This is a genomic window from Corynebacterium sp. LK2537 (assembly GCF_040946485.1).
In the GTDB taxonomy this organism is placed as follows: Bacteria; Actinomycetota; Actinomycetes; order Mycobacteriales; family Mycobacteriaceae; genus Corynebacterium.
This window is the reverse complement of sequence record NZ_JAYWLQ010000005.1, coordinates 92050-115044: the sequence shown is the minus strand read 5'-3', so window position 1 is coordinate 115044 and position 22995 is coordinate 92050. Positions and strand designations below refer to the sequence as shown.

General features: G+C 68.3%; 21 protein-coding genes. 17 read left to right on the top strand and 4 right to left on the bottom strand.

Annotated elements, in window-relative coordinates; genetic code table 11:
- Positions 1 to 58 precede the first annotated feature (58 nt).
- Positions 59 to 1537, bottom strand: coding sequence for a type VII secretion integral membrane protein EccD (gene eccD / locus VVS03_RS08070; RefSeq protein ID WP_368520800.1), 1479 nt, complete (start codon positions 1535 to 1537; stop codon positions 59 to 61).
- A 227-nt stretch (positions 1538 to 1764) separates the two neighbouring features.
- On the opposite strand from eccD, the gene eccCa reads away from it, so the two are divergent.
- From eccCa to rpsI, 6 genes are all read left to right on the top strand, one after another.
- Entirely contained in the window at positions 1765 to 5469 is a 3705-nt protein-coding gene (gene eccCa / locus VVS03_RS08065) for a type VII secretion protein EccCa (protein WP_368534658.1), read from the top strand.
- On the top strand, positions 5466 to 6515 hold the full coding sequence (locus VVS03_RS08060) for a type VII secretion-associated protein (protein WP_368520802.1): 1050 nt from the start codon (positions 5466 to 5468) through the stop codon (positions 6513 to 6515). The genes eccCa and VVS03_RS08060 overlap by 4 nt, the downstream gene beginning before the upstream one ends.
- Positions 6516 to 6706: 191 nt before the next feature.
- Positions 6707 to 7024 carry a WXG100 family type VII secretion target gene (locus VVS03_RS08055; RefSeq protein WP_368520803.1) on the top strand — a complete coding sequence of 106 codons (318 nt, stop codon included), beginning with the start codon at positions 6707 to 6709 and terminating at the stop codon, positions 7022 to 7024.
- Positions 7025 to 7090: 66 nt separating this feature from the next.
- Positions 7091 to 7378, top strand: a complete 288-nt coding sequence (locus VVS03_RS08050; RefSeq protein WP_070769165.1) for a WXG100 family type VII secretion target — start codon at positions 7091 to 7093, stop codon at positions 7376 to 7378.
- Between the two features lie 281 nt (positions 7379 to 7659).
- Positions 7660 to 8103, top strand: a complete 444-nt coding sequence (rplM, locus tag VVS03_RS08045) for a 50S ribosomal protein L13 (RefSeq protein WP_070769166.1) — start codon at positions 7660 to 7662, stop codon at positions 8101 to 8103.
- Entirely contained in the window at positions 8103 to 8642 is a 540-nt protein-coding gene (rpsI, locus tag VVS03_RS08040; protein WP_368520804.1) for a 30S ribosomal protein S9, read from the top strand. The genes rplM and rpsI overlap by 1 nt, the downstream gene beginning before the upstream one ends.
- Positions 8643 to 8782: 140 nt before the next feature.
- Here rpsI and VVS03_RS08035 read toward each other — a convergent pair whose 3' ends face one another.
- A complete protein-coding gene (locus VVS03_RS08035) occupies positions 8783 to 10090 on the bottom strand; it encodes a class I SAM-dependent methyltransferase (protein ID WP_368520805.1) in 1308 nt (435 codons plus the stop codon).
- Between the two features lie 23 nt (positions 10091 to 10113).
- The gene (locus tag VVS03_RS08030) at positions 10114 to 11652 is read right to left on the bottom strand and encodes an FAD-binding oxidoreductase (protein WP_368520806.1); all 1539 of its coding nucleotides are present in this window, start codon (positions 11650 to 11652) and stop codon (positions 10114 to 10116) included.
- Between the two features lie 137 nt (positions 11653 to 11789).
- On the opposite strand from VVS03_RS08030, the gene glmM reads away from it, so the two are divergent.
- The 4 genes from glmM to VVS03_RS08010 all read left to right on the top strand — a co-directional run bounded on the left by glmM (position 11790) and on the right by VVS03_RS08010 (position 15434).
- On the top strand, positions 11790 to 13133 hold the full coding sequence (gene glmM, locus VVS03_RS08025; protein WP_368520807.1) for a phosphoglucosamine mutase: 1344 nt from the start codon (positions 11790 to 11792) through the stop codon (positions 13131 to 13133).
- A 156-nt stretch (positions 13134 to 13289) separates the two neighbouring features.
- Positions 13290 to 13598 (top strand): hypothetical protein, encoded by a 309-nt coding sequence (locus VVS03_RS08020; protein WP_368534657.1) that lies wholly within the window; start codon positions 13290 to 13292, stop codon positions 13596 to 13598.
- Positions 13591 to 15171 carry a zinc metalloprotease gene (locus tag VVS03_RS08015; protein WP_368534656.1) on the top strand — a complete coding sequence of 527 codons (1581 nt, stop codon included), beginning with the start codon at positions 13591 to 13593 and terminating at the stop codon, positions 15169 to 15171. The genes VVS03_RS08020 and VVS03_RS08015 overlap by 8 nt, the downstream gene beginning before the upstream one ends.
- Positions 15165 to 15434 (top strand): hypothetical protein, encoded by a 270-nt coding sequence (locus tag VVS03_RS08010; protein WP_368520810.1) that lies wholly within the window; start codon positions 15165 to 15167, stop codon positions 15432 to 15434. The genes VVS03_RS08015 and VVS03_RS08010 overlap by 7 nt, the downstream gene beginning before the upstream one ends.
- Here VVS03_RS08010 and VVS03_RS08005 read toward each other — a convergent pair.
- Positions 15431 to 16264, bottom strand: coding sequence for a dienelactone hydrolase family protein (locus VVS03_RS08005; protein ID WP_368520811.1), 834 nt, complete (start codon positions 16262 to 16264; stop codon positions 15431 to 15433). The two genes, VVS03_RS08010 and VVS03_RS08005, sit on opposite strands and share 4 nt — an antisense overlap.
- 134 nt (positions 16265 to 16398) lie before the next feature.
- On the opposite strand from VVS03_RS08005, the gene glmS reads away from it, so the two are divergent.
- From glmS to tsaD, 7 genes are all read left to right on the top strand, one after another.
- On the top strand, positions 16399 to 18270 hold the full coding sequence (glmS, locus tag VVS03_RS08000; RefSeq protein ID WP_368520812.1) for a glutamine--fructose-6-phosphate transaminase (isomerizing): 1872 nt from the start codon (positions 16399 to 16401) through the stop codon (positions 18268 to 18270).
- A gap of 5 nt (positions 18271 to 18275) precedes the next feature.
- Positions 18276 to 19376, top strand: coding sequence for an alanine racemase (alr, locus tag VVS03_RS07995; protein WP_368534273.1), 1101 nt, complete (start codon positions 18276 to 18278; stop codon positions 19374 to 19376).
- Position 19377: 1 nt separating this feature from the next.
- Entirely contained in the window at positions 19378 to 19884 is a 507-nt protein-coding gene (tsaE, locus tag VVS03_RS07990; protein WP_368520814.1) for a tRNA (adenosine(37)-N6)-threonylcarbamoyltransferase complex ATPase subunit type 1 TsaE, read from the top strand.
- A gap of 163 nt (positions 19885 to 20047) precedes the next feature.
- On the top strand, positions 20048 to 20524 hold the full coding sequence (locus tag VVS03_RS07985) for a hypothetical protein (RefSeq protein ID WP_368534274.1): 477 nt from the start codon (positions 20048 to 20050) through the stop codon (positions 20522 to 20524).
- Positions 20524 to 21219 (top strand): tRNA (adenosine(37)-N6)-threonylcarbamoyltransferase complex dimerization subunit type 1 TsaB, encoded by a 696-nt coding sequence (tsaB, locus tag VVS03_RS07980; protein WP_368534275.1) that lies wholly within the window; start codon positions 20524 to 20526, stop codon positions 21217 to 21219. Before VVS03_RS07985 ends, tsaB begins: the two co-directional genes overlap by 1 nt.
- The gene (gene rimI, locus VVS03_RS07975; protein ID WP_368534276.1) at positions 21216 to 21710 is read left to right on the top strand and encodes a ribosomal protein S18-alanine N-acetyltransferase; all 495 of its coding nucleotides are present in this window, start codon (positions 21216 to 21218) and stop codon (positions 21708 to 21710) included. Before tsaB ends, rimI begins: the two co-directional genes overlap by 4 nt.
- Positions 21711 to 21787: 77 nt before the next feature.
- The gene (gene tsaD / locus VVS03_RS07970; protein ID WP_368534277.1) at positions 21788 to 22840 is read left to right on the top strand and encodes a tRNA (adenosine(37)-N6)-threonylcarbamoyltransferase complex transferase subunit TsaD; all 1053 of its coding nucleotides are present in this window, start codon (positions 21788 to 21790) and stop codon (positions 22838 to 22840) included.
- The last annotated feature ends 155 nt before the right edge of the window (positions 22841 to 22995 follow it).

Genomic DNA, 22995 nt, shown 5'->3' with positions numbered 1-22995 from the left:
ACGACGGCGCCGGCGACGAGTGCTGCGGCGCACCTAGTTCCTCGTCCTGGACGCTGCGTCATCCCAGCCCCCGCAGCAGGGCGAAGAGCCCGATTAGGTGCGCGGCCAGGGGCAGGCACGTGGCGATGGCAAGCGCCTCGGCGCGCTCCCACCAGACGATGGTGGTCGGCTCCGCCGCGGGGACTTTCGCCGCCCACAGCGGGGTGCTCAGCGCGCCCGCGGCGGCGAAGCCGGCGACGATGAACATCGCCAGGTGCGGGTCGCCGTCGCTGGCCGGCGCGCTGGCCGCAACCGGGATGAGGCAGGCGGTCAGCAGGCTAGCGGCCGCCAGCAGGGACAGGCACCATGCGGCGCTGGCCTGCCCGTGCCGCACCGCGTGCATGATGAGTGCCCCGCCGACGCACAGGCACAGCGCCTGGGCGAAGCCGGAGCCGTGAAGCTGCGTGCCGAAGGGCCCCTCGTAGACCGGCGTAATGCCCGTGCCGGTCAGCGCCAGCGCCGCCAGGGCGGGCAGCGCAGCCAGCCCGGCGCCCAGGCAGACCCCGGCGTAGAGCTCCTGGGCGCGCCGGGCGCGGGCGTCCACGTCCGGCTGGTGCCCGTCGGAGACCGACAAGTCCTGGCCCGCGGTCGGCAGCTGCGGCACCGACAGCCCCGCCGCCCGCGTGACCACGCCCGGGGCGGCGGCGATGAGGCAGACCACCGCCAGCAGCACCGCGGCCCCGGCGGCGACGAAAGGCGCCTCACCCGGCATGGCCAGGCCGCCGGCCGCGACCAACCCCAGCCCGCCGAGGGTGAGCGCGGCGGCCGTGCACCGCGGCCGAGCCACGGCGGTCACGTGGAAGACCGCCACCATGGCCAGCCCGCAGGACACCGCGGCCAGCAGCGCCCAGGCGGCATCGCCAAGCGCGGCGGGGGCCACCCAGGACAGGGCACTGTGGATTACCAGCGCGGGCCCGTCTAGCTGCTGGTGGGCCGCCTGCCACGCGGGTGGAAGCGTCCCACCCGGCGGGGCGACGGCCCACCAGCCGGCCAGCGCCCCGGCGAAAACCAGCGCCGGGACCAAGGGGCGGGTCGCGGGTTGATAGATGACCAGCGCGGTGCCCAGGGCTAGCGCGATGGCGACCGCGGCGGAGGCGGGCAGCACGCCCGCGAGCAGGGCGGCGACGGCGACCAGCCCGATACCCGCCCAGACCGCGGCCAGCCCCGGCAGTTCCGAGGGGCGGCCGGCCGCCACGAGGGCCTCCGCCGAGTCGCGGATGACCGGCGCCGGGGTGTCCTCCTGCGGGGTGAGGATGACGACCGCGCCGTCCGTGAGCCGGGTGGCTGCAAGCGGCTGGGCCATGTCCAACCCGCGCCCGCCCGCGGTGGACGCCCGCCACGGCTTGGACAGCTGGGGCGCGTCGACCATATAGCCGATATCGTCAATCATCTCGCCTAAACTGCCGGTCACCGGCAAGGACAGGTCCGCTTCTTTCCGAAAATTACCTGCGTGGACGCGCACCGTCACGCGGACGGTATGCGGGATCGCAGCCGTCATAACACTTCACCCCCGAAGTAGTAGATCCCCGAATTCTCAGGCCGGTGGCCAAGAAAAATTTTCTTCCCCACCTTGCCCGTCGCGCTCAATTGTGGCTTACTGTGGGCAGCGTGTCCACCGCTAGGGGAGGTGGCCGCCAAAAACTTTTCGGGGGTGTATCAGCCGTGCTGGATCAGCGCGAGAGTATCCAAGTAATCGAGCCAACAACCTTAACGCAGCGCCAACCGGTGCCGCCGGCGCCGACCGGGACCATCACCGCAGAGGCGGTGCCGGAGGCCCAACGCAAACAACCCGTGCCGCTGGTGCGCATCATCATGCCCATCGTCATGGTCGCCGCCATGCTAGGCATGGTCGCGCTCATGGTCTTGAGCGGCGGGTCGGATCGGACCTTCAGCCCGCTCATGCTGATGTTTCCCATCATGATGCTGGCCAGCATGTTCATGATGTTCAGCCCGACCACCGGCGGCCAGGACCCGGACGAGACCCGGCGGACCTACCTGCGCCACCTCAAGGCGCTGCGCGAGAAGGCCCTGGACAACGGCGCCGCCCAGCGGGCCCACGAGCTGCACCGCCACCCGCCGGTCGAGCAGCTGCCCGCCTTCGTCCACAACCAGCGGCTGTGGGAGCGCAGCGCGGGCGACCCGGACGCGCTCGAGGTGCGCATTGGGGTGGGAGAGACCAAGCTCGCCACGGAAATCCAGGTGCCGGAGGCGGCCGCGGCCGAGGACCTCGACCCGGTGTGCGCGGTCAGCCTGCGCCGGACCATCCAGGCGGTCGAAACCCTGCCGGAGATGCCCGTGGTCATCCAGCTCCAGGCCTTCGGCGTGCTGGGGATCGCGGGCGCGGGCGCGGCGGACCTGGCTCGGGCCATCGTCATCCAGCTGGCCTGCGCGCATGGGCCCGACACCCTGGGCATTTCCGTGCGCTCCGTGCGCGGGGCCGGCTGGGAGTGGGTCAAGTGGCTGCCGCACGCCCGCCGGCCGGAGCAGGCGAACTACCGCGTGCTCATCGTCGACGGCGTGGCGACCACCGGGGTGGAAGACTTCCTCGACGAGGAGGGGGTAACCACCATCATCGATGTCGGGTCGCGGCGCAACACCGCACTCGGCCTGCGCGCCGAGCACGAGGGCCTGTGCCTGAGCCTGCGCGACGAGGCGGGCGGGGATGCGGGCACAACGCTGTTGGTCTCCACGGCCGCGGGCGAGGAAGAGTTGGGGCGCGCGGACCAGCTGGCCGAAGAGGGCGCGGTGCTCATCGCGCGCCGCATGGCCCGCTGCCGCCGCCCGTTGGCCGAGCCGGGGCCCAAGCTCGGCTCCGGCGGCGGCGACTTGGTGGCCCTGCTCGGGCACCGCGACATCGCCGAGCTGCGCGGCGAGAACCTCTGGCCGGGGCGCGCCGGGTCGCAGCGCCTGCACGTGCCGGTGGGGCTGGACCCTAGCGGCCAGCCGGTCTACCTCGACCTGAAGGAATCTGCCCAGGGCGGCATGGGCCCGCACGGTCTGTGTATCGGCGCCACCGGCAGCGGCAAATCGGAGTTGCTGCGCAGCCTGGTCACCGCGCTGGCGGCCACGCACTCGCCCGAGGAGCTGAACCTGGTGCTCGTGGATTTTAAAGGCGGGGCGACCTTCCTGGGCTGCGAGCAGCTGCCGCACACCGCGGCGGTGATTACCAACCTGGAGGAAGAATCCGTCCTGGTCGAGCGCATGTACGACGCCATCTCCGGGGAGATGAACCGCCGCCAGGAGATCCTGCGCCAGGCCGGCAACTTCGCCAACGTCGGCGACTACAACGCCGGCCGCGACCCGGACCAGTTCCCGCCGCTTCCCGCCCTGGTCATCGTGGTGGACGAGTTCTCCGAGCTGTTGGGCCAGCACCCGGACTTCGCCGATCTCTTCGTCGCCGTCGGCCGCCTGGGCCGTTCGCTGCACGTGCACCTGCTGCTGGCCTCCCAGCGGCTGGAGGAGGGCCGGCTGCGCGGGCTGGATTCGCACCTGTCCTACCGGATCGGGCTCAAGACCTTCTCCGCCGCGGAGTCCCGCCAGGTCTTAGGCGCTACCGATGCCTACCACCTGCCCGCCCGGCCGGGTGCCGGCTACCTGAAGACCAACGGCGACGCCCTCGAGCGCTTCCAGGCCACCTACGTCTCCGGGCCGCTCGCTCGCCCGGCCGAACCAGCCGAAGGGGAAAGCGTACCGCCGGCCCGGGTGTCCGTCTTCGACGGCTGGGACGCTCACACCACCGAGGACAGCGAGCCGGAGCTTGTCTGGGACGAGTCGACCACGCTGCTCAACGAGGTCGTGGCCGTCGCCCGCGCGGAGGCCGACCACCGCGGGCACAGCGCCCACCGCATCTGGCTGCCGCCGCTGCCCGCCGCGGTCGAGCTGCCCGAGATCCTGCACCGGGCCGGCCAGACCACCCACCTGCAGGCCGCGGTCGGGCTCATCGACCGTCCCTACCACCAGCGCCAGGATCCCCTGGTGGTGGACTTTTCCACCGCCGGTGGGCACGCGGCCGTCTGCGGCGGCCCGCAGACAGGCAAGTCCATGGCGCTGCGCACCATCGTCGGCTCCCTGGCCGCGACCCACGGCACCGAGGCCATCCGCTTCTACGTCATCGACCTGGGCGGCGGGGCGCTAGCCAACCTGGACCGCCTGCCGCACGTGGCGGGCGTGGCTGGCCGCGACGAGCCGGACACGGTCCGCCGCATCATCGACGAGGTCACCGGCCTGGTCGAGCGCCCCGAGCCCCGCCACACCTTCCTGGTGCTAGACGGCTGGCACCACGTGGGCACCGCCGGCGCGGAGTTCAACGATCTCACGGAGAAGATCACCGCCCTGGCCGCCGACGGCCCCAGCGCCCGCGTCCACCTGGTCTTGTCCACGCCGCGGTGGACCACCCTGCGCCCGTCGATTAGGGACCTCATCGCCCACCGGTTGGAGCTGCGCCTGGGGGAGGCCATGGAATCCCTGGTGGACCGCAAGGCCCAACAGAAGCTGCCGGCCCTGCCCGGCCGCGGGCTCACCGAGACCGGGGAGATGATGCTGCTGGCGCGCACCTCCAACCAGGACGTGGCACACCTGCAGTCCCGCGGCGGCGAGCCGGTGCCCCGGCTCAAGACCCTGCCCGCCCAGCTGCGCCCGGCCGACCTGCCCCGCCACGCGCTGACCGCCGGGCTGGTTTGGGGAATTGGCGGCCGCGACCTGGAACCGGTGGCCTGGGACCCGGCCACCAGCGCCCACGTGGTCTGCGTCGGCGCCAGCGGGTCCGGCAAGTCCACCTTCGTCCGGGTCATCGCTGATGCTGTGGCCGGCCTGCCCCGGGAGGACGCGCGCCTGGTGGTCATCGATCCGCGCCGGGCGCACCTGGGCGCGCTCGACGAGGACATGCTCGCCGCCTATGCCGCCACGCCCGCGGCGGCGGAGAAGGCCCTGCGCGATACCGCGGCGACTATGCGGCAGCGCCTGCCGGGGCCGGATATCACCCCGGCGCGCCTGCGCGCCCGCGATTGGTGGAGCGGCCCCGAGATCTACGTGGTCATCGACGACGCGGAGCTCACCAGCGAGGCCGCCCTGCACCCGCTGGTGGAGCTCATCCCGCACGCCCAGGACATCGGCCTGCACGTCATCTTCGCCCGCAAGGCCGGCGGCATCGGCCGCGCCATGTTCGGCAAGTTCTGCTCGGCGCTCAAAGATACCCAGCCGGCCGTCCTGCTCCTGGACGCCGACAAGGAGGAAGGCCCCATCTTCGGCATGAAGCCGAAGCGCCAGCCACCCGGCCGCGGCCGCTACCACCTCCGCGGCGAGGAACTGGGCCTGTGCCAAGTCATCCGCGCCGACGACCAAGAAGACACACCACCAGCCGCCGAAGAACGAGACGAGAGCCACCAAGCAGCAAGCAACCAAGCAGAAAGCAAGCGAAAGGACACGCCATGACGACCGCCGCACCCGCTTTGTTGACCATCACCATCTTGGATACCGCCACCATTTTCGAAGGCCCGGAAACCGTGTACCGCTACGACCTGCCCGGCACCGGGATTGTGGAGGGCTGGGCCCTGGACGGCGCGCTCGAGCAGGCGGAGAAGATCCTGGGCGCGCACTGGCCGGAAGCCCCCGTGAAGGTCTGCGCGGACTCCAGCGCGACTGCGGTCTCAGCGGAAGCCGTGAGCATCATTACCCGGCAGCTCGAGGGCCGGGAGGTGCCGGTGGTGGACACCGCCGAGCACGCGGTCTCCCACCCGGAGACCGAGGTCTTCGCCCCGCTCGCACCGGCTGCCGATGCCGCCGCTCCCGGCGGCTCACACCCGGACGCGCCGCGCGCCGAGCCGCTGCGCCCGAGCACGGACAACACCAGCAAGGGCGGGTGGTTCCAGCCCTTCTACGCGCTGCTGGCCGTGGTGGTGCTGATCGTGGCCGGCGTGGCCTGGTTCGTGGTCGGCCGCGGCGGCGATGCGAACGAGGAGAGCGCGGGCGGTGAGGCAACCGATAACGCGGTGGCGGCCGCCCCGGGCGGTCAGGACGGCGGCCCGCCGGCGCCCGGGGAGGCGGGCAGCGACGGGCCGGCAAACGAGCCGCCGCCCGCACCGGAGCAGTTAAGCGCGGCGGGACTGTCGGTGCAGCTGCCGCAGGGCTTTCACGCCGAGGAATCCGCCGAGGGCGATGGGCTGGTCACGGCCACGGGGCCGGACCCGGACCTGCGGGTGCTCTTTGCCGCGGATCCGCTCTATTCGGTGCCCGCGGACTACCTGCTGGAACAAATCCAGGAAGAAATCGCCGGCGACGACGCCCTGTCCCACCCGCAGGAGCACGACGGCCGGCTGACCTACGTGGAAAAGCCCGGGGACGACTCGCACGTTGTCTGGACGACGTGGGTGGACGGCGATCACCAGCTGTCCGTGGGCTGTCACACCCGCGAGCTGCCCAGCGTCGCGCAGAAGGCGGCCTGCCGCATGGCCGAAGAATCCCTGGTCCGTCAGGGCTAAAACTTTTTTAAAAACTCCGGGAACCGATTGCCCGGCGGGGCAGTCCAATAAAGATGAGGAAGGCACCGCGTCGGAAAGAACGCGGCGGCGGGGGACTTCCTCCACCAGTCTGACAAGTAACCGCGACACACAATCCGTGACACAAGACCGTGACACCACACTGTCAACCCGTTCGAGGAGGGGCGAACACTATGCACACTACGTTCAAGACCGAAGCCGAGGTCATGCAGGCCACGGCCGGGCATGTCGATTCGACCAATGAGGAAGTCCAGGGCGAGCTGACCCGCCTGCACAACGTCGTGGAGGGCACCCGCGCGAGCTGGGAGGGCCGCGCGCAGCTGTCCTTCGACAACCTCATGCAGCGCTACAACGCCTCCGCCCAGCAGCTGCGCGAGGCCCTGTCCGCCATCTCGGACAACATCCGCAGCAACGCCCGCAACTTCGACGACGTCGAGGCCCAGAACGCGCAGGTCCTCAACAACGTCGGCGGCGCCGGCTTGGCCCTGTAGCCGCCCGGCACAACACCCACCGCGCGAGCGCACACCAGATAAACACCAGGAAGGAAAAATTCCCGCATGACCGCTATCAAGTACGAATTCGGCGCCATCGAGGCCGCCGCTGCCGATATCAACTCCACCTCGGCCCGCATCAACGGCCTGCTGGACGAGCTCAAGTCCATCATCGAGCCCATGGCCGCCACCTGGGAGGGCGAGTCCGCAGCCGCCTACCAGCAGGCCCAGCGCAAGTGGGACAACGCCGCCCTGGAGCTCAACCAGGTGCTGATGACCATCTCCCGCACCGTCTCCGAGGGCAACGACGCCATGAGCGACGTCAACCGCCGCGCCGCCGCCAGCTGGGGCTAAACGCACCCACCACACAATCCCGTCTGTCACCCCGCCTTCCCCGGTAAATGGGGAAGGCGGGTTTTGTGTGTAGTGGGGGAGCGTTTCCGCCGTCTAACGGCGTTTTGGGATTTTGGGGCGAAACCACTAAAGTATTAGACCTATGTGTCTGAGCGAGATAGCCCTGCTTTGGGGCTGGACGCGGCGCCTAGTGCAGGTCTCCACCGGCCGCTGTATCTAGGGGCAGTCGAAGGACCATGGCGTTGGCCGGCAGTTCCGAGACAGACTTTCAAGGAGTCATTTTGTCTACTTTCCACCCTAAGAGCGGTGACATCACCCGCAAGTGGTACGTCATCGACGCTACTGACGTGGTGCTGGGCAAGCTCGCTTCCACCGTGGCAGACCTGCTGCGTGGCAAGCACAAGCCGCAGTTCGCACCGAACGTTGACTGTGGTGACCACGTCATCATCATCAACGCTGACAAGATCCACATCTCTTCCAACAAGCGTGACCGCGAAAAGCGCTACCGCCACTCCGGCTACCCGGGTGGTCTGAAGACCATGACCCTGGGTCAGTCTTTGGACGCCAACCCGGTTCGCGTTATCGAAGAAGCTGTCACCGGCATGATGCCGCACAACAAGCTTTCCCGTTCTTCTGCCCGCAAGCTGCACGTCTTTGCAGGCGAGGAGCACCCGTACGCCGGCCAGAAGCCGGAATCCTACGAGCTTAAGCAGGTGGCACAGTAATGACCGAGCAGAACAACATCGATAACAACGTGGCAGACGCTGCCGACATCGCAGCCGCAGCCGCCGCAACCGAAGAGTTCACCAACACCATCGGTGACGTCGTTGCTCCGGAAGCCGCTGAGGAGACCGAGGCTGCTGCCCCGGCTATCCACGAGGGCCCGATCCAGACCGTTGGTCGCCGTAAGCGCGCCATCGCTCGTGTCCGCCTGATCGCCGGCTCCGGCGAGATCGTGGTCAACGGCCGCACCCTGGATGACTACTTCCCGAACAAGCTGCACCAGCAGGACATCCTCACTCCGCTGACCCTGCTGGACCGCGAGAACCAGTTCGACATCAAGGTCACCGTCAACGGCGGCGGCCCGACCGGCCAGGCCGGCGCTCTGCGTCTGGCTATCGCCCGTGCACTCAACGTCTACAACCCGGCTGACCGCGCCGCCCTGAAGAAGGCCGGCCTGCTCACCCGTGACGCCCGTGCCGTCGAGCGCAAGAAGGCTGGTCTGCACAAGGCACGTCGTGCCCCGCAGTACTCCAAGCGTTAATTCTTCGCTGGTACTTACACTTACGCCGCTTGGGCCCTTCCCTTTGGGGAAGCCCAAGCGGCGTTTGTGTTTTCTAGTCCCGGGGTTGGCCGGGGCCTAGGACACCCGGGTCCTTTGCCGGGGCCTAGGACGGCGAGGGTCTAGAAGACCGAGTCGTTCCACCAGCGGCGTTCCGGGGTGCCGCAGCGGGAGCCGGTCTTGTCCAGCTTGATGCCTACGACCTGGTGGAGCTGGACGATGTTGTGCTCGAAGCCCCACTGGGAGCCGGCCATGTACATGCCCCACAGGCGGGCGGTCGGCAGGCCGACCAGGCTGACGGCCTCCTCCCAGTTGTCCTTGAGGTTTTCGCACCAGGCCGACAGCGTGCGCATGTAGTCGAAGCGCAGGTTTTCCTCGTGGAAGACCTCGAAGCCGTGGTCCTGCATCTTGCGGACGATGGTGCCCGAGCCGGTCAGCTCCCCGTCGGGGAAGATGTAGCGGTCGATGAAGGAACCGCGCGGGGTCTTGTGGTTGTCCGGGTAGGTGATGCAGTGGTTGACCATCACGCCGCCTTCGCGCAGCTTGCCGGACAAGAAGTCGAAGTAGCTGGCGTAGTTCTTCACGCCGATGTGCTCCATCAAGCCGATGGAGGAGATGGCGTCGAAGTTCTCCTCCGGCACGTCGCGGTAGTCCATGTAGCGGATCTCGGCCAGATCCTCGAGGCCTTCCTCCAGAATCTTCTTCTGGCCCCACTCGGCCTGCTCGCGCGAGAGCGTCACGCCGATGGACTTCACGCCCTGGCGGGCGGCGTAGCGGACCATGCCGCCCCAGCCGCAGCCGATGTCCAGGTGGCGGTCGCCTTCCTTCAGGTGCAGCTTCTCAAAGACCAGGCGGTACTTGTTGTCCTGGGCCTCGTCCAGCGACGCGTCCGGGCTGGGGTAGTAGGCGCAGGTATAGGTCATGGAGTCGCCCAGGAAGAGCTCGTAGAAGTCGTTGCCCACGTCGTAGTGATCGGAGATGACATCCGCGTCGCGTGCCTTGGAGTGCCGGGACAGGCCCTGGCGCAGCATGCGCTCGAAGCGGCCGGCGCGCTCGGCCTCCGGCACCGGCTGGATCTGGATAGCTCCCATCGACGCCAGCGAGCGCACGATCTTCAGCAGCGTGCTGGTATCCGGCCGCTCGAATTTCCGGTACATCTCGTGCAGGGCGTCGAAGATGCCGTAGGGGTGCGCCAGGTGCTCGCCCTTGACCGTGATGCCGTCGGTGACAAAGGCGCGGGCCAGGCCGACGTCGCCCGGGGCGGTGGCGATATAGGACAGGCCCTCTACGTTGTTGATGGACACGTGATACTGCGAGTCCGGGTTGCCGGTGGAAGAACCATCGAACGCGGTCCAGTAGAAGGGGTTGGCGGCGGGGACGAAGGCATCGATAATCTCGGCTACCGTCATCGGCTGAAACTTACCGGGCATGGATAGGGCTTCCTTTCGTTGGTTTAAGAGTTGTTCACGGTCTTGTCGTAGAGGGTGGGGAAACGGCCCGCCGGGTCGGCCTGCTGTTTCATCTTCTCCGGCAGGTCGCCGCCGTAGAGCTCGGCGAACTGCTCCGGGGTATAAAAGGCCTCGGAGTACAGGGACTTGTGCCCGCCCAGCTCGCTGACCTTGGCCTCGATGACCTTGTTGAAGGCGCCGGGCTCCTGTGCCGGGCTGACGTGGTCGGCCGGGACCCCGGACCAGAACCCGACGTTTACCCAGGTCGTTCCCGGCTTCAGGGGGTACAGCGGCCAGGGCGCGTCCGACTCAGCGGTAACCTCTCCGGTGCCGACTAGGTCCTCGACGCCGTCGCGCAGCCGGATGGGGCAGAGCCACACCGGCTGGATATCGCTGGCGGAAAAGAACCAGTCGAGCCACTGGGCGGTCTTGTCAGCGGTGACTTCCACGTCCTGGACCACCCGCTCGGAGGCCGGCAGGCCCTTGGGCTTTTTGAGGAAGTTGTATTCCAGCTGGTACTTGCGGTCCAGGCGCACGATCTTCCAGTAGAAGGAGCTGCGGCGCCACTGGCGCGGCCAGATCTTGCGCACCGTCGGGTTCTGCGCCCCGAAGGCCCGGGAGCACCAGAACCAGTCCGTGTCCCAGCGCCAGATGTAGTCGCGGATGCTCAGCAGGTCGTGGCTCGTGCCGTTAGGGTGCTGCAGGCTGCGGTAGTAGATGGCCTGGCCGGTGTAGTCCGAGGTGTGGACGGCGGCATCGCCAGCCGCGACCGCCAGCACCAGGTAGGCCTCCTGCGGGCTGAAGGCCACCCCGTCGAGGCCGTGCAGGCGGGTGCCGTCGAATTCCCCGCTGGCGGAGGCCTCGGCCAGGGCGTCCTGGAAGCTTTCCAGGTCGTGGAAGCGCACGGAGCGGACCTCGATGAGGGAGGGGACTTCCTCGAGCTCGATGGTCAGGCGGACCGCGTAGCCCAGCGAGCCGTAGGAGTTGGGGAAGGTGCGGAACAGGTCCACGTTTTCTTCCCGCGAGCAGGTCACGATCTGCCCGTTGCCGTCGAGGACGTCCATCTCCAGCACGGATTCGTGCGGCAGGCCGTTGCGGAAGGAGGTGGATTCCACCCCCATGCCGGTGACCGCCCCGCCCAGGGTGATGGTTTTCAGCTGCGGGACCACCAGCGGTGCCAGCCCGAAGGGCAGGGTCGCGTCCACCAGGTCCTCGTAGGTGCACATGCCCTGCACGTCGGCGGTCTGGGCCACCGGGTCGATGGCGATGACCCCGCCCAGGCCGCTCACGTCCAGCCCTGGGGTGGTGGACTCGCGGCCGCGGAAGAGGTTGGAGGTCTTCTTCGCCAGGCGCACCCGCTTGCCGGCGGGGACGGCCTGGAAGCTATCCAGCAGCCGGCGCACGCCTTCTGCGTGGCGGTGCCAGCCGATGGGTTGAATGCTTTCCGCGTCGACAGTGCGGCCGGGTAATGCGCTTGCTAGCGCATTAGTAGCTCGACCGGTGACGTTAATCAGTGATTCTCTTAAGGTTCCGCCTGCGCTCATATGGGGCCATTTTAAGCGTGTCCGGGCGCGGCGCTATTCGGTGCTGGCGCGGCTACCCCACTTTAGGTGAGTGGAACGAGTGGGAATAGGTCCGGTCCGGTCGCGCGAAGCATAACGCTAGGGGCATAATGTTGGACATGACTCGACTATTTGGCACCGACGGAGTACGGGGTCTGGCTAACCAGAAGCTGACCCCCATGCTGGCACTGAAACTTGGCCAAGCGGCGGCGGAGGTTTTTACCGCCAACCGGGAATCCTACGAGCGCCGCCCGCTCGCTATCATCGGCCGCGACCCGCGCGTGTCCGGGGAGATGCTCGACGCGGCGATCGCCTCCGGGCTCGCTTCCCGCGGCGTGGACGTGCTGCGCGTGGGCGTGCTGCCGACCCCGGCTATTGCCTTCCTCACCGATGACTACGGGGCGGACTTGGGCGTGATGATTTCCGCGTCGCACAACCCCATGCCGGACAACGGCATCAAGTTCTTCTCCGCCGGAGGGCGGAAGCTGCCGGACGCGGTGGAAGACGAAATCCAGCAGGCGATGGACACCCTGAGCGAGGAGGGCCCGACCGGCACCAAGCTGGGCCGCATCATCTCGGAGGCCCCCGATGCCCGCGAGCGCTACCTCAAGCACCTGGCCGAGGTCGTTACCGCCGACCTATCGGGTATCACCGTGGTGGTGGATACCGCCAACGGCGCCGCCTCCAAGGTCGCCCCGCAGGCCTACGAGGCCGCCGGCGCGACGGTGATTCCGATTCACCACAAGCCGAACGCCTTCAACATCAACGAGGACTGCGGCTCCACCCACATCGAGCAGGCCCAGAAGGCCGTCGTGGAGCACGGCGCGGATCTCGGCCTGGCCCACGATGGCGACGCCGACCGCTGCCTGGCTGTCGATGCCGCCGGCAACGTCGTCGACGGCGACCAGATCATGGCCATCCTGGCCGTCGGCATGCACGAGGACAACGACCTGCGCCACAAGACCCTGGTCGCTACCGTCATGTCCAACCTGGGCCTGACGCTGGCGATGCAAGAGCAGGGCATCGAGGTTGTCCAGACCAAGGTGGGCGACCGCTACGTGGTCGAAGAGCTCATCCGCGGCGACTTCTCCCTGGGCGGCGAGCAGTCCGGGCACATCGTCCTGCCCGACGACTGCACCACCGGCGACGGCACCCTGACCGGCCTGTCGCTCATGGCGCGCATGGCCCGTTCCGGTAAGTCCCTGCAGGAGCTGGCCAGCGTGATGAAGGTCCTGCCGCAGGTGCTCATCAACGTGCCGGTCTCCGACAAGTCCGCCATCATGGGCAACGACGAGGTGAAATCCGCCATCGCCCAGGCCGAGGAGGAACTCCACGGCACCGGCCGCGTGCTGCTGCGCCCGTCGGGCACCGAGGAACTCTTCCGCGTCATGGTCGAAGCCGCCGAGGAAGAGCAGGCCCGCAAGGTCGCCGGCCGGCTCGCCGCCGTGGTCGCCGGCGTCTAAACCACCCGCACCACCGGCACCCGAAACCCTAAAAAGTTCCCGCAGAAATTGGCGGGAACCGCCGGGGACTTCCGGCAGTCCAAATAAGGTGAAGCTGCTCCCACCGGGGCGGCCAAGACCTTAAAAAGACGAGACTGCAAGAAAGGGAGTCCCTCGGTGCCGGAAATCGAGTTCGACCACACTGATATTGTCGCTCGCCTCCGCCAGGTATCCACCGGCGTGAGCGCACAGCGCCAGGCCCACCTGCGCCGCGTGCCGGAGTACCCGCAGGTCGCCGCCGGCCGCGACTTCGCCGGCCACGGGCAGCGCATCCAACAGCTGCTCAACCGCCTGCATGAGCAGGGCGGCTGGCGCATTAACAACATGGATGACACCGTGCGCGCCGCGGCCGACCAGTTCACCGCCCTCTACCGCGGCGATGACGCATTCGGCGCCCGGCTGGGGCAGGGGGATAGCCATGAGTAGCACCAGCGCCATGGCCCGCAGCCAACTAGCCGATTATTCCCGCTCGGTGAGCAATTTCCAGCTGGCCAGCCAGGGCGCGTATTCCGGCCCCAGCCTGCCCGTCGGGGTGCTGCAGCGGATGGTCGCTTCCGTCGACGGGCTCAGCAGCGCCGACCTGGTGGCGGGCACCCGCGCGGCCGTGGGAGCGGACCGGCCCAACCGCGGCGGCGGGGAGCTGCGCGAATTCCTCTTCGGCGGCGGCTTCCTCGCCGCCGGCGATAAGCTGCTGGACCGCCTGCGCACCCTCAACGACGACCACGAGGAGGACCGCACCCAGGCCGACGAGCTCGCCCGCGACGCGGAGCATTGCGCCCAGGCCATCGACGACGTGGTGCACATCTCCGACTCCGCGATTGGGGAGCTGCTCAGCGCCGCCATCGGGCTGCTGGACATCCTGGCCATGGTGCTGCGCCGCCACCCCGTGGCCCAGTTCCTCATCCCGGCCATCTCCGCCATCGGCGGCCGCGTCATCGAGGACACCAACAAGCAGGTCGCCGGCACCTGCCGGGAGCGCGACGAGGCCATCGACAGCTGCTACGAGGAATTCGAGCGCCGCTGCGAGTGCGCCTGCGAGCGCCCGCTACCACCCGAACCACCGCAAGCCCCCGCGGAAGCCGAGCCCTGCGCCGAGGGCCAGCCAGAGCCCAAGCCAGAGGCCGAGCCCAAGCCTAAACCAGAACCGCAACCCAAGCCCGAGCCCAAACCGCAGCCTCAGCCCGCTCCGGATGCCGGCCCACCACCGACCGAACCGTCGTCCCTGGACCCTGCGCCCAAGCCGGCCCCAGAGCCGGAACCAAAACCAGAGCCAGAAAAACAACCAGAACCGCAACCGCAGCCCAAACCTAAACCGGAACCCAAGCCTGAGCCCTGCCTGGAACCCGAGCCTGAGCCGTGCCCGGAGCCAGAACCTAAACCAGAGCCAGAACCCGAGCCTGAGCCCTGCCCGGAGCCGGAGCCAGCACCGGAGACCGAACCGGCCGGACAGCCCGCACCCGAGCCTGAACCCGAACCGGAACCTGAGCCAGCACCTGAGCCAGCACCCGAGCCCTGCCCGGAACCGGTCCCGTGCGAACCCGCACACAGCTGCTGCGGCGCACTCGGCGTCGCCGGCGCTGGCGTGGCCCTCATCGGGGCAGGCCTGCTGCTGGCGGCCGCGGCCGAGTGCCTGGAGGGCATGGACTGCCCGGAACCAGAACCAGCTCCTGAGCCAGAGCCAGAACTCGAGCCTTGCCCGGAGCCGGAGCCTAAACCACAACCCGAGCCGGAGCCTGCGCCTAAGCCGTCGCCGCCGGACCTGTCAGAGGTACCAGAGCCGGAACCGCCGGCAGGCAAGCTGGCCCATATGGATGCCGCGCCGCCGGCGCCTGAGCCGGCGCCCGAGCCTGCTGCCCAGCCGGTAGCGCCCGAACCGGCGACACCGCCGGCTGCGGACGCCGGTGGCCGGGCGGGCCCTGCCCCGCAAGAGCCGGAGGCGCCGGAGGAAGAAGCTGGAGATGAACCGCAAGAGCGAGCCCGAAAGGCAGGACGATGGTAAACGACTTCGACGAATTTGCCCGGCAGTTCCGCCAGCGCACCGCGGCGCGGCTGTTGGAATTTGAACGCACCCTGGCCAAGGCGCAGGAAGACTTAGAAAAGGCCGCGGACAATGCCAAGCACCAGGCCAGTGCCGAGGCGAAGGCGACCGGCAAGACGGCGCGGGCATCGGCGGCGCGGCCCGGGGTGGGGCGGGATGAACGCAGAAAGCCCCAGCGCACCAGTGCGCCGGGGCAGGTTAAATCCGTGCTGCGGAGGGGCTAGTCGTCGCGGGTGACGCCGGCCTTCTCACTGAGGTCTTCGCCGATGAAGCTCTCCACGTTCTTGCCGACGGCCTCCGGATCGGAGAAGTCGGAGTACTTGCTGTCGTTGTTGAGCTGGTGGAGGAAGAAACCGGTGATAAGGCCGCGGGCGGTCTCCGTGGGGCCGCCCTCAAAGGCTGGGGTGCCGAGCATGAGCTTGGTCAGGCGGTCTTCGCTAAAGCCCTGCTGGGTGCCCTTGGCGATCTCCCGGTAGGAGCAGTCGCCGGCCCAGTTGTAGGCCAACTTTGCCGGGTTGCCGGCGCTGAAGATATCGGAGCGGCCGGAGCCGATGACCAGGCCGGGGATCTCCAGGCGGCGGGCGGCGCGGGAGGCCGACGGGGCAGTGGAGGCGGGGTAAATGGCCGCGACAGCGCGCACCTTCTCGTTATCAACGCTGGCCAGGACTGCGGCGCCGCCGCCCATGCCGTGGCCGACCATGCCGAGCTTGCCCGGGCCGACGGAGATATTGCCCTGGCCCAGCTTCACGCCGGCGGCGATCTGCAGGGCGGTTTCCATGTCAGCGGCTAAGTTGCGGTGGTTCGGGTGAAAGCCGGTCTCCGTGTCCGGGGCGACCGCCACGATCCCCCACGAGGCCAGGTGGCGCAGCGTGGCGTGGTAGCTTTTCACCTTCTTCATCCAGTCGTGGCCGAAGGCCACGGCGGGCAACGCGTTGCCTTCGGCAGGGGCATACACCTTGCCGTTCAGGCCGGCGTACGACAGATCGCCGACGAGTACCCGGTGCGGGCCGCGCTTGGACAGGGTCGATAGATGCTTCTTCAAATTCGCAGACACATCTACCAGGATAGAGCAAACCTTGGCGCGGTAGCACCTGACCGGGGCCGAAAACTTCGGGCAATTATTACGGCGAGGTGAATATACAACCTGAATCCGTCGGAGTGCTGGATGATGCTGTAACATCTGGGGCTATGTGTGGAATCGTCGGATACGTTGGTCAATCGGGAAACGACCGTGAATATTTTGCCCTCGACGTCGTGCTGGAGGGGCTGCGCCGCCTGGAATACCGCGGCTATGACTCCGCCGGCATCGCGATGTACGCGGACGGGGAAATCAGTTGGCGCAAGAAGGCCGGCAAGGTAGCCGAGCTGGATAAGGAGCTGGCCAGCCGCCCGGTGCCGGACTCGGTCCTGGGTATCGGCCACACCCGCTGGGCCACCCACGGCGGCCCCACCGACATCAACGCCCACCCGCACGTCGTAGACGGCGGGAAGCTCGCCGTCGTGCACAACGGCATCATCGAGAACTTCTCCGAGCTGCGCACCGAGCTCATCGACAAGGGCGCCCACTTCGCGTCGGAGACCGACACCGAGGTCGCCGCCACGGTGCTCGCCGACGTCTTCCACGGCGAGGCCGAGGGTGACCTGACCCGCGCTATGCAGCTGGCCTGCCAGCGCTTCGAAGGCGCCTTCACGCTGCTGGCCATCCACGCGGATCAGCCGGACCGCATCGTGGCTGCCCGCCGCGACTCGCCGCTGGTCATCGGACTGGGCGAGGGCGAGAACTTCCTGGGCTCCGACGTGTCGGGCTTCATCGACTACACCAAGTCCGCCGTTGAGATCGATAACGACCGCGTCGTGACCATCACCGCGGACGAGGTCGCCATCACCGATTACGACGGCAACCCGGCCGAGGGCAAGCCGTTTGAAATCAAGTGGGACGCCGCCCAGGCAGAAAAGGGTGGCTTCGACTCCTTCATGGACAAGGAGATCCACGACCAGCCGAGCGCGGTCCGCGACACCCTGCTGGGCCGCTTCGACGAGTCCGGCAAGCTGATCCTGGACGAGCTGCGGATCGAGGAATCCGTGCTCAAGTCCATCGACAAGATTATCGTCATCGCCTGCGGCACCGCCGCCTACGCCGGCCACGTGGCCCGCTACGCCATCGAGCACTGGTGCCGCATCCCCACCGAGGTGGAGCTGGCGCACGAGTTCCGCTACCGCGATCCGATCGTCAACGAAAAGACGCTCGTGGTGGCCCTGTCCCAGTCCGGCGAGACCATGGACACCCTGATGGCCGTGCGGCACGCCCGCCAGCAGGGCGCGAAGGTCATCGCCATCTGCAACACCCAGGGCTCGTCCATCCCGCGTGAGTCCGACGCCGCGCTGTACACCCACGCCGGCCCGGAGATCGCGGTGGCCTCCACCAAGGCCTTCCTGGCGCAGATCACCGCCACCTACCTGCTGGGCCTGTACCTGGCGCAGCTGCGCGGCAACAAGTTTGCCGACGAGGTCGAATCCACCCTGCGCGAGCTGCGCGCCATGCCGGACAAGATCCAGGAGGTCATCGACGGCGAGCAGCAGGTCGCGGACCTGGCCAAGTCCATGCAGAACGCGACCTCCGTGCTCTTCCTGGGCCGCCACGTCGGCTTCCCCGTCGCCCTGGAGGGCGCGCTGAAGCTGAAGGAAATCGCCTACCTGCACGCCGAGGGCTTCGCCGCCGGCGAGCTCAAGCACGGCCCGATCGCGCTCATCGAGCAGGGCCAGCCGGTCTTCGTTATCGTGCCGTCCCCGCGCGGGCGCGACTCGCTGCACTCCAAGGTGGTCTCCAACATCCAGGAGATCCGCGCCCGCGGCGCCGTCACCGTGGTCATCGCCGAGGAAGGCGACACCGCGGTCGAGGACTACGCGGACTACATCATCCGCATCCCGCAGGCCCCGACCCTGATGCAGCCGCTGCTGGCTACCGTGCCGCTGCAGATCTTCGCCTGCAACGTCGCCGCCGCCAAGGGCTACGACGTGGACCAGCCGCGTAACCTCGCAAAGTCGGTGACGGTAGAGTAGCTTCCATGTCGTTACTCACCACCCGCATCGATTTGGATGCCATCGCCCACAATATTGCCTATCTCAAGGACAAAGTGGGACCGGGCACCCGGCTGATGTGCGTGGTGAAGGCGGACGCCTACGGGCATGGAATCGAGAAGGTGGCCCCCGTGATGGCAGCCGCCGGCGCGGACGCCTTCGGCGTGGCCACCACGGCGGAGGCCGTGCGCCTGCGCCAGGTCGGCGTCAACCAGCCGATCGCGGCGTGGATCTGGGACCCCAGCGACGATCTCTCGGAGGTCTTAGCCCACGGGATCACCGTCGGCGTGCCCTCCCTGGAGCACGCCCGGGCACTCATCAACCAGGAGACCCCGGCCAGCGTCATCATCGGCGTGGAGACCGGGATGCACCGCTCCGGCATCCAGCGCGCGGACTGGGCGGAGGCCTTTGAGCTGCTGCGCGACTGCCCCTTCCTGGAGGTCACCGGCCTGATGTCGCACTTCGCGTGCGCCGATACCCCGGATCATCCGCACAATGACTACCAGGAACAGCAGTTCCGCGACGCGCTAGAGCAGGCGCGGTCGATGGGCCTGGAGTGCCCGGTCAACCACCTGGCGAATTCCCCGGCCACCCTGACCCGCCCGAGCGCCTACTTCGAGCAGGTGCGCGTGGGCCTGGCCTGCTACGGCCTGGAGCCCATCGAGGGCCTGGAACACGACCTGCGCCCGGCGATGACCTGGGCCGCCACCGTCATCAACGTCAAACCGATCGAGCCGGGGGAGGCCACCTGCTACGGCCTGACCTGGAGCGCGTCCGAGCCGGGCTACCTGGCCACCGTGCCCGCCGGCTACGCCGACGGCCTGCCGCGCAACTTCCAGGACAAGCTGGAGGTGGGCATCAACGGCCACCTCTACCCGCAGGTCGGCCGGGTGTGCATGGACCAGGTCGTGGTGGACCTAGGTTCCAACCCGCACGGGGTGGCCATCGGGGACGAGGCCGTGCTTTTTGGCACTGGCGGGCGCAGCGCCACGGATCTGGCGAACGCCGCCGGGACCATCAACTACGAGGTGGTCTGCCGGCCCACCGGGCGCACCCAGCGGACCTACCTGCCCCGGCAGGAGGCCTAGGATGCGCAGCGATTTTCCCGCCCAGGGCAGCGAGACCCTGAGCACCCGCGAGCAGACCCAGGATCTAGGTGCGCGGCTGGGACGCGCGCTGGAGGCCGGCGACGTGGTGATCCTGGACGGCCCGCTGGGCGCGGGCAAGACCACCCTGACCCAGGGCATCGCCGAAGGCATGGGTGTGAAAGGCCGGGTGACCTCGCCGACCTTCGTCATCGCCCGGGAGCACCGCGCGAAGCAGTCCGGCCCGAACCTGGTGCACGTGGACGCCTACCGCCTGCTGGATGACTTCGGCGCCGGCTCGGGCGACCCCATCGGGGACCTGGACGCGCTGGACCTGGACACGGAGCTGGCCGACGCCGTCGTCGTCGCCGAGTGGGGCGGCGGACTGGTCGAGCAGCTCAGCGACGACTTCCTGCTCGTGCGCATCGACCGCGAGAGCGCCCGGGCCGACGATGCCCCGCTGGACGAAGACGGCCCCCGCGTTATTTCCTGGCAGTGGCACAGCCGCTAGCGGCCCGCGCCCGCGGCTACCGCGGAGGCGCCACACACTCGCGGAACCTGCACGATGTACCATTACAGGGCGTAAAAACAATGCCCAAGCCTGTCTAGGCACTTAATCCCCATAGAACTAATCCGATAGTCGGGCGTACGACTGTCACGCAGAAGGAGTCACCATGATGAAACTGTCCAAGTCAGCCGCCGCACTGGTGGCCGTCGTCACCGTCGGCTTCCTCATCGCCATCCTGGGCCTGGTCGGCTGGACCGCCGCCCGCGCCGACGAGCCGGTCGGCCGCGTGGGCCACATCCTGGAAGAGACCAAGAACAAGGGCCTGCACGGCACGGCCCTGTCCCCGGCGGATGTCTACGGCGAGGAGTGGACCGCCGTGGCGTTTGTCTGCCCGGGCGTTTCCGGCGATGAGCTGCAGGAGGCCTTCGGCCTGAACCCGGACGAGCTGGACCTGGTGGACGGCAAGGTCCCGGAGGACACCAACTACCTGGTGGCCCTGGACGAGGACCTGAACAGCTTCCCGGAGAAGCTGGACCGCAGCGAGGTTGACCTGTGCTCCCAGCAGGTCCCGCCGGTCATCAACGGCTTCTCCCTGCTGCCGTTCATGCAGAACCAAGACGGAACCTGGGTCCTGGCGTCCTAATGCGGGTTCTGTGCATCGACACCTCCACTACGGACCTGGTCACCGGTCTGGTGGACATCGACCCGGCCCAGCCGGGCAACGCGGCTGGTGCCCAACCGTCGGCGGTCCCGGACGCGACCGTTGAGGACACCCGCGCCCACAATGAGCTGCTGATGCCCACCATCGACCAGCTGCTGGGCGGGGACTATTCCCAGCTGGACGCCGTCGTGGCCGGCTGCGGCCCGGGGCCGTTTACCGGCCTGCGCGTCGGGATGGCCACGGCCTCGGCCCTGGCGCAGGCCCGCGGCATCCCGGTCTATGGGCTCTGCTCGCACGACGCCATCGCAGTGGCCGCGGCCGCCCAGGGCGGCGGCGAGTTCGTGGTGGCTACCGATGCCCGCCGCAAGGAGATCTACTACTCCGTCTACCGCGGCACCGAGCGGGTCAGCGGGCCGGACGTGGCTCGGCCGGAGGACGTGGACTTCCCGGACACCGTGACTGCCATCTTTATCCCGGCGGCGCTGGGGGAGCGGCTGCCGGAGAAGTGGCACGCCGCCGTGCACCCGGCGCTGAACCCGCGCCCGGGCGCGCTGGCAGCGGCCGTGGACTTTAGCGCGCAGCCGGTGCCGCTGGTGCCGCTGTACCTGCGCCGGCCCGACGCCAAGGAGCCGGCGCCGAAGCCGCGCTCGGCGGCCATCCCCGAGGTCGAGCTGTGAGCCTCGTCCTGCGGAAGTTAGAAGCATCCGACGCCGCCCGGTGCGCCGAGCTGGAAACCGTGCTCTTCCCGGGGGAGACCCCCTGGTCGCAAGAGGTCTTCCAGGCGGAGTTCCGCCAGCCGCACACCTTTTACCTAGGCGCGCAGGATACCGAGGCGGATCTGTTGGTCGGCTACGCGGGCATCGGGCGGATGGGCCCGGCCGATGACCCGGAGTACGAAATCCACACCATTGGCACGGATCCGGCGCACCAGCGCCGCGGTATTGGCCGGATGATGATGGACAATATCTGCTACATCGCCGACCGTGAGAAGGCCCCGATCTTTTTGGAAGTGCGCGTGGACAACGTGCCGGCGATTAGCCTGTACGAGGCCTATGGCTTTGACCGGCTGGGCGTGCGCCGCAACTATTACCAACCCTCCGGCGCGGATGCCTACACTTATAAGCGAGAAGGCGGGCAGCCCGCCAGCAACCAGAGAACCAGCAACTAGAGAACAACAACCAGCCTGGTGCCGGGCCCCAGCGCGGCCGGGTGGGAATGACAAGAAACTAAAGAAGGCGAACGGCAATGATCGTATTGGGAATCGAGTCCTCCTGCGACGAGACTGGCGTCGGCATCGTGGAGGTCGACGAGGCCGGGCAGATGCACGTGCTGGCGGACGCGGTGGCCTCGTCCATGCAGCAGCACGCCCGCTTCGGCGGCGTCGTGCCGGAGATCGCTTCCCGCGCCCACCTGGAGGCCATGCCCCAGGTGATGGAGGAGGCCCTGCGCCAGGCCGGTATTGAGCGCCCCGATGCCGTGGCCGCCACCGTAGGCCCGGGCCTGGCCGGCGCGCTGTTGGTCGGCGCCTCCGCGGCGAAGGCCTATGCCGCCGCCTGGGGCGTGCCCTTCTACGGGGTCAACCACCTGGGCGGCCACGTCGCCGTAGCCAACCTGGAGGGCAAGCCGCTGCCGCACGCGGTGGCCCTGTTGGTCTCCGGCGGGCACACCCAGCTGCTGGAGGTCGAAGCCGTCGGCCGCCCCATGCGGGAGCTAGGCACCACGCTTGACGATGCCGCCGGCGAGGCCTATGACAAAGTCTCCCGCCTGCTGGGCCTGGGGTATCCGGGCGGGCCAGTCATCGACAAGCTCGCCGCCCGCGGCGAGCCCACCATCATGTTCCCCCGCGGGCTGAGCAAGGCCGAGGATCTGCGCGGCGACCACCGCCACGACTTCTCCTTCTCCGGCTTAAAGACCGCCGTGGCCCGCTACGTCGAGCAGGCCGAGCGCAACGGCGAGGTCATCTCCGTGGAAGACACCTGCGCCTCCTTCCAGGAGGCCGTCTGCGACGTGCTCACCGCCAAGGCCGTGCGCGCCTGCCAGGACACCGGCGCCGGCGTCCTGCTGCTGGGCGGCGGAGTGGCCGCCAACTCCCGGCTGCGCGAACTGGCCGCCAAGCGCTGCGCCGCAGCCGGCATCGAGCTGCGCGTCCCGAGCTTCAAACTCTGCACCGACAACGGCGTCATGATCGCCGCCGTCGCCGCCCAACTCATCACCGAAGGCGCCGAGCCCTCCGGCCTCGCCACCGCCACGGACACCCAGCTGGAGGTTGAGACCCCGCTGGTGGTGGCGGGTTCCTAGACTCCTGATCTCTCTTTCGGAGTAGCCCCCTGGGGTATTGCGCGAGGCGCAGGCCCTCTTCGAGAAATTCCTATTGGAGGTTATCCCGAGGTGAACGAGGTTTCTGCTGGTTTCGACTCTTTAAGCAGATGTTGACTCGCGTGGGGAGTTGAGTT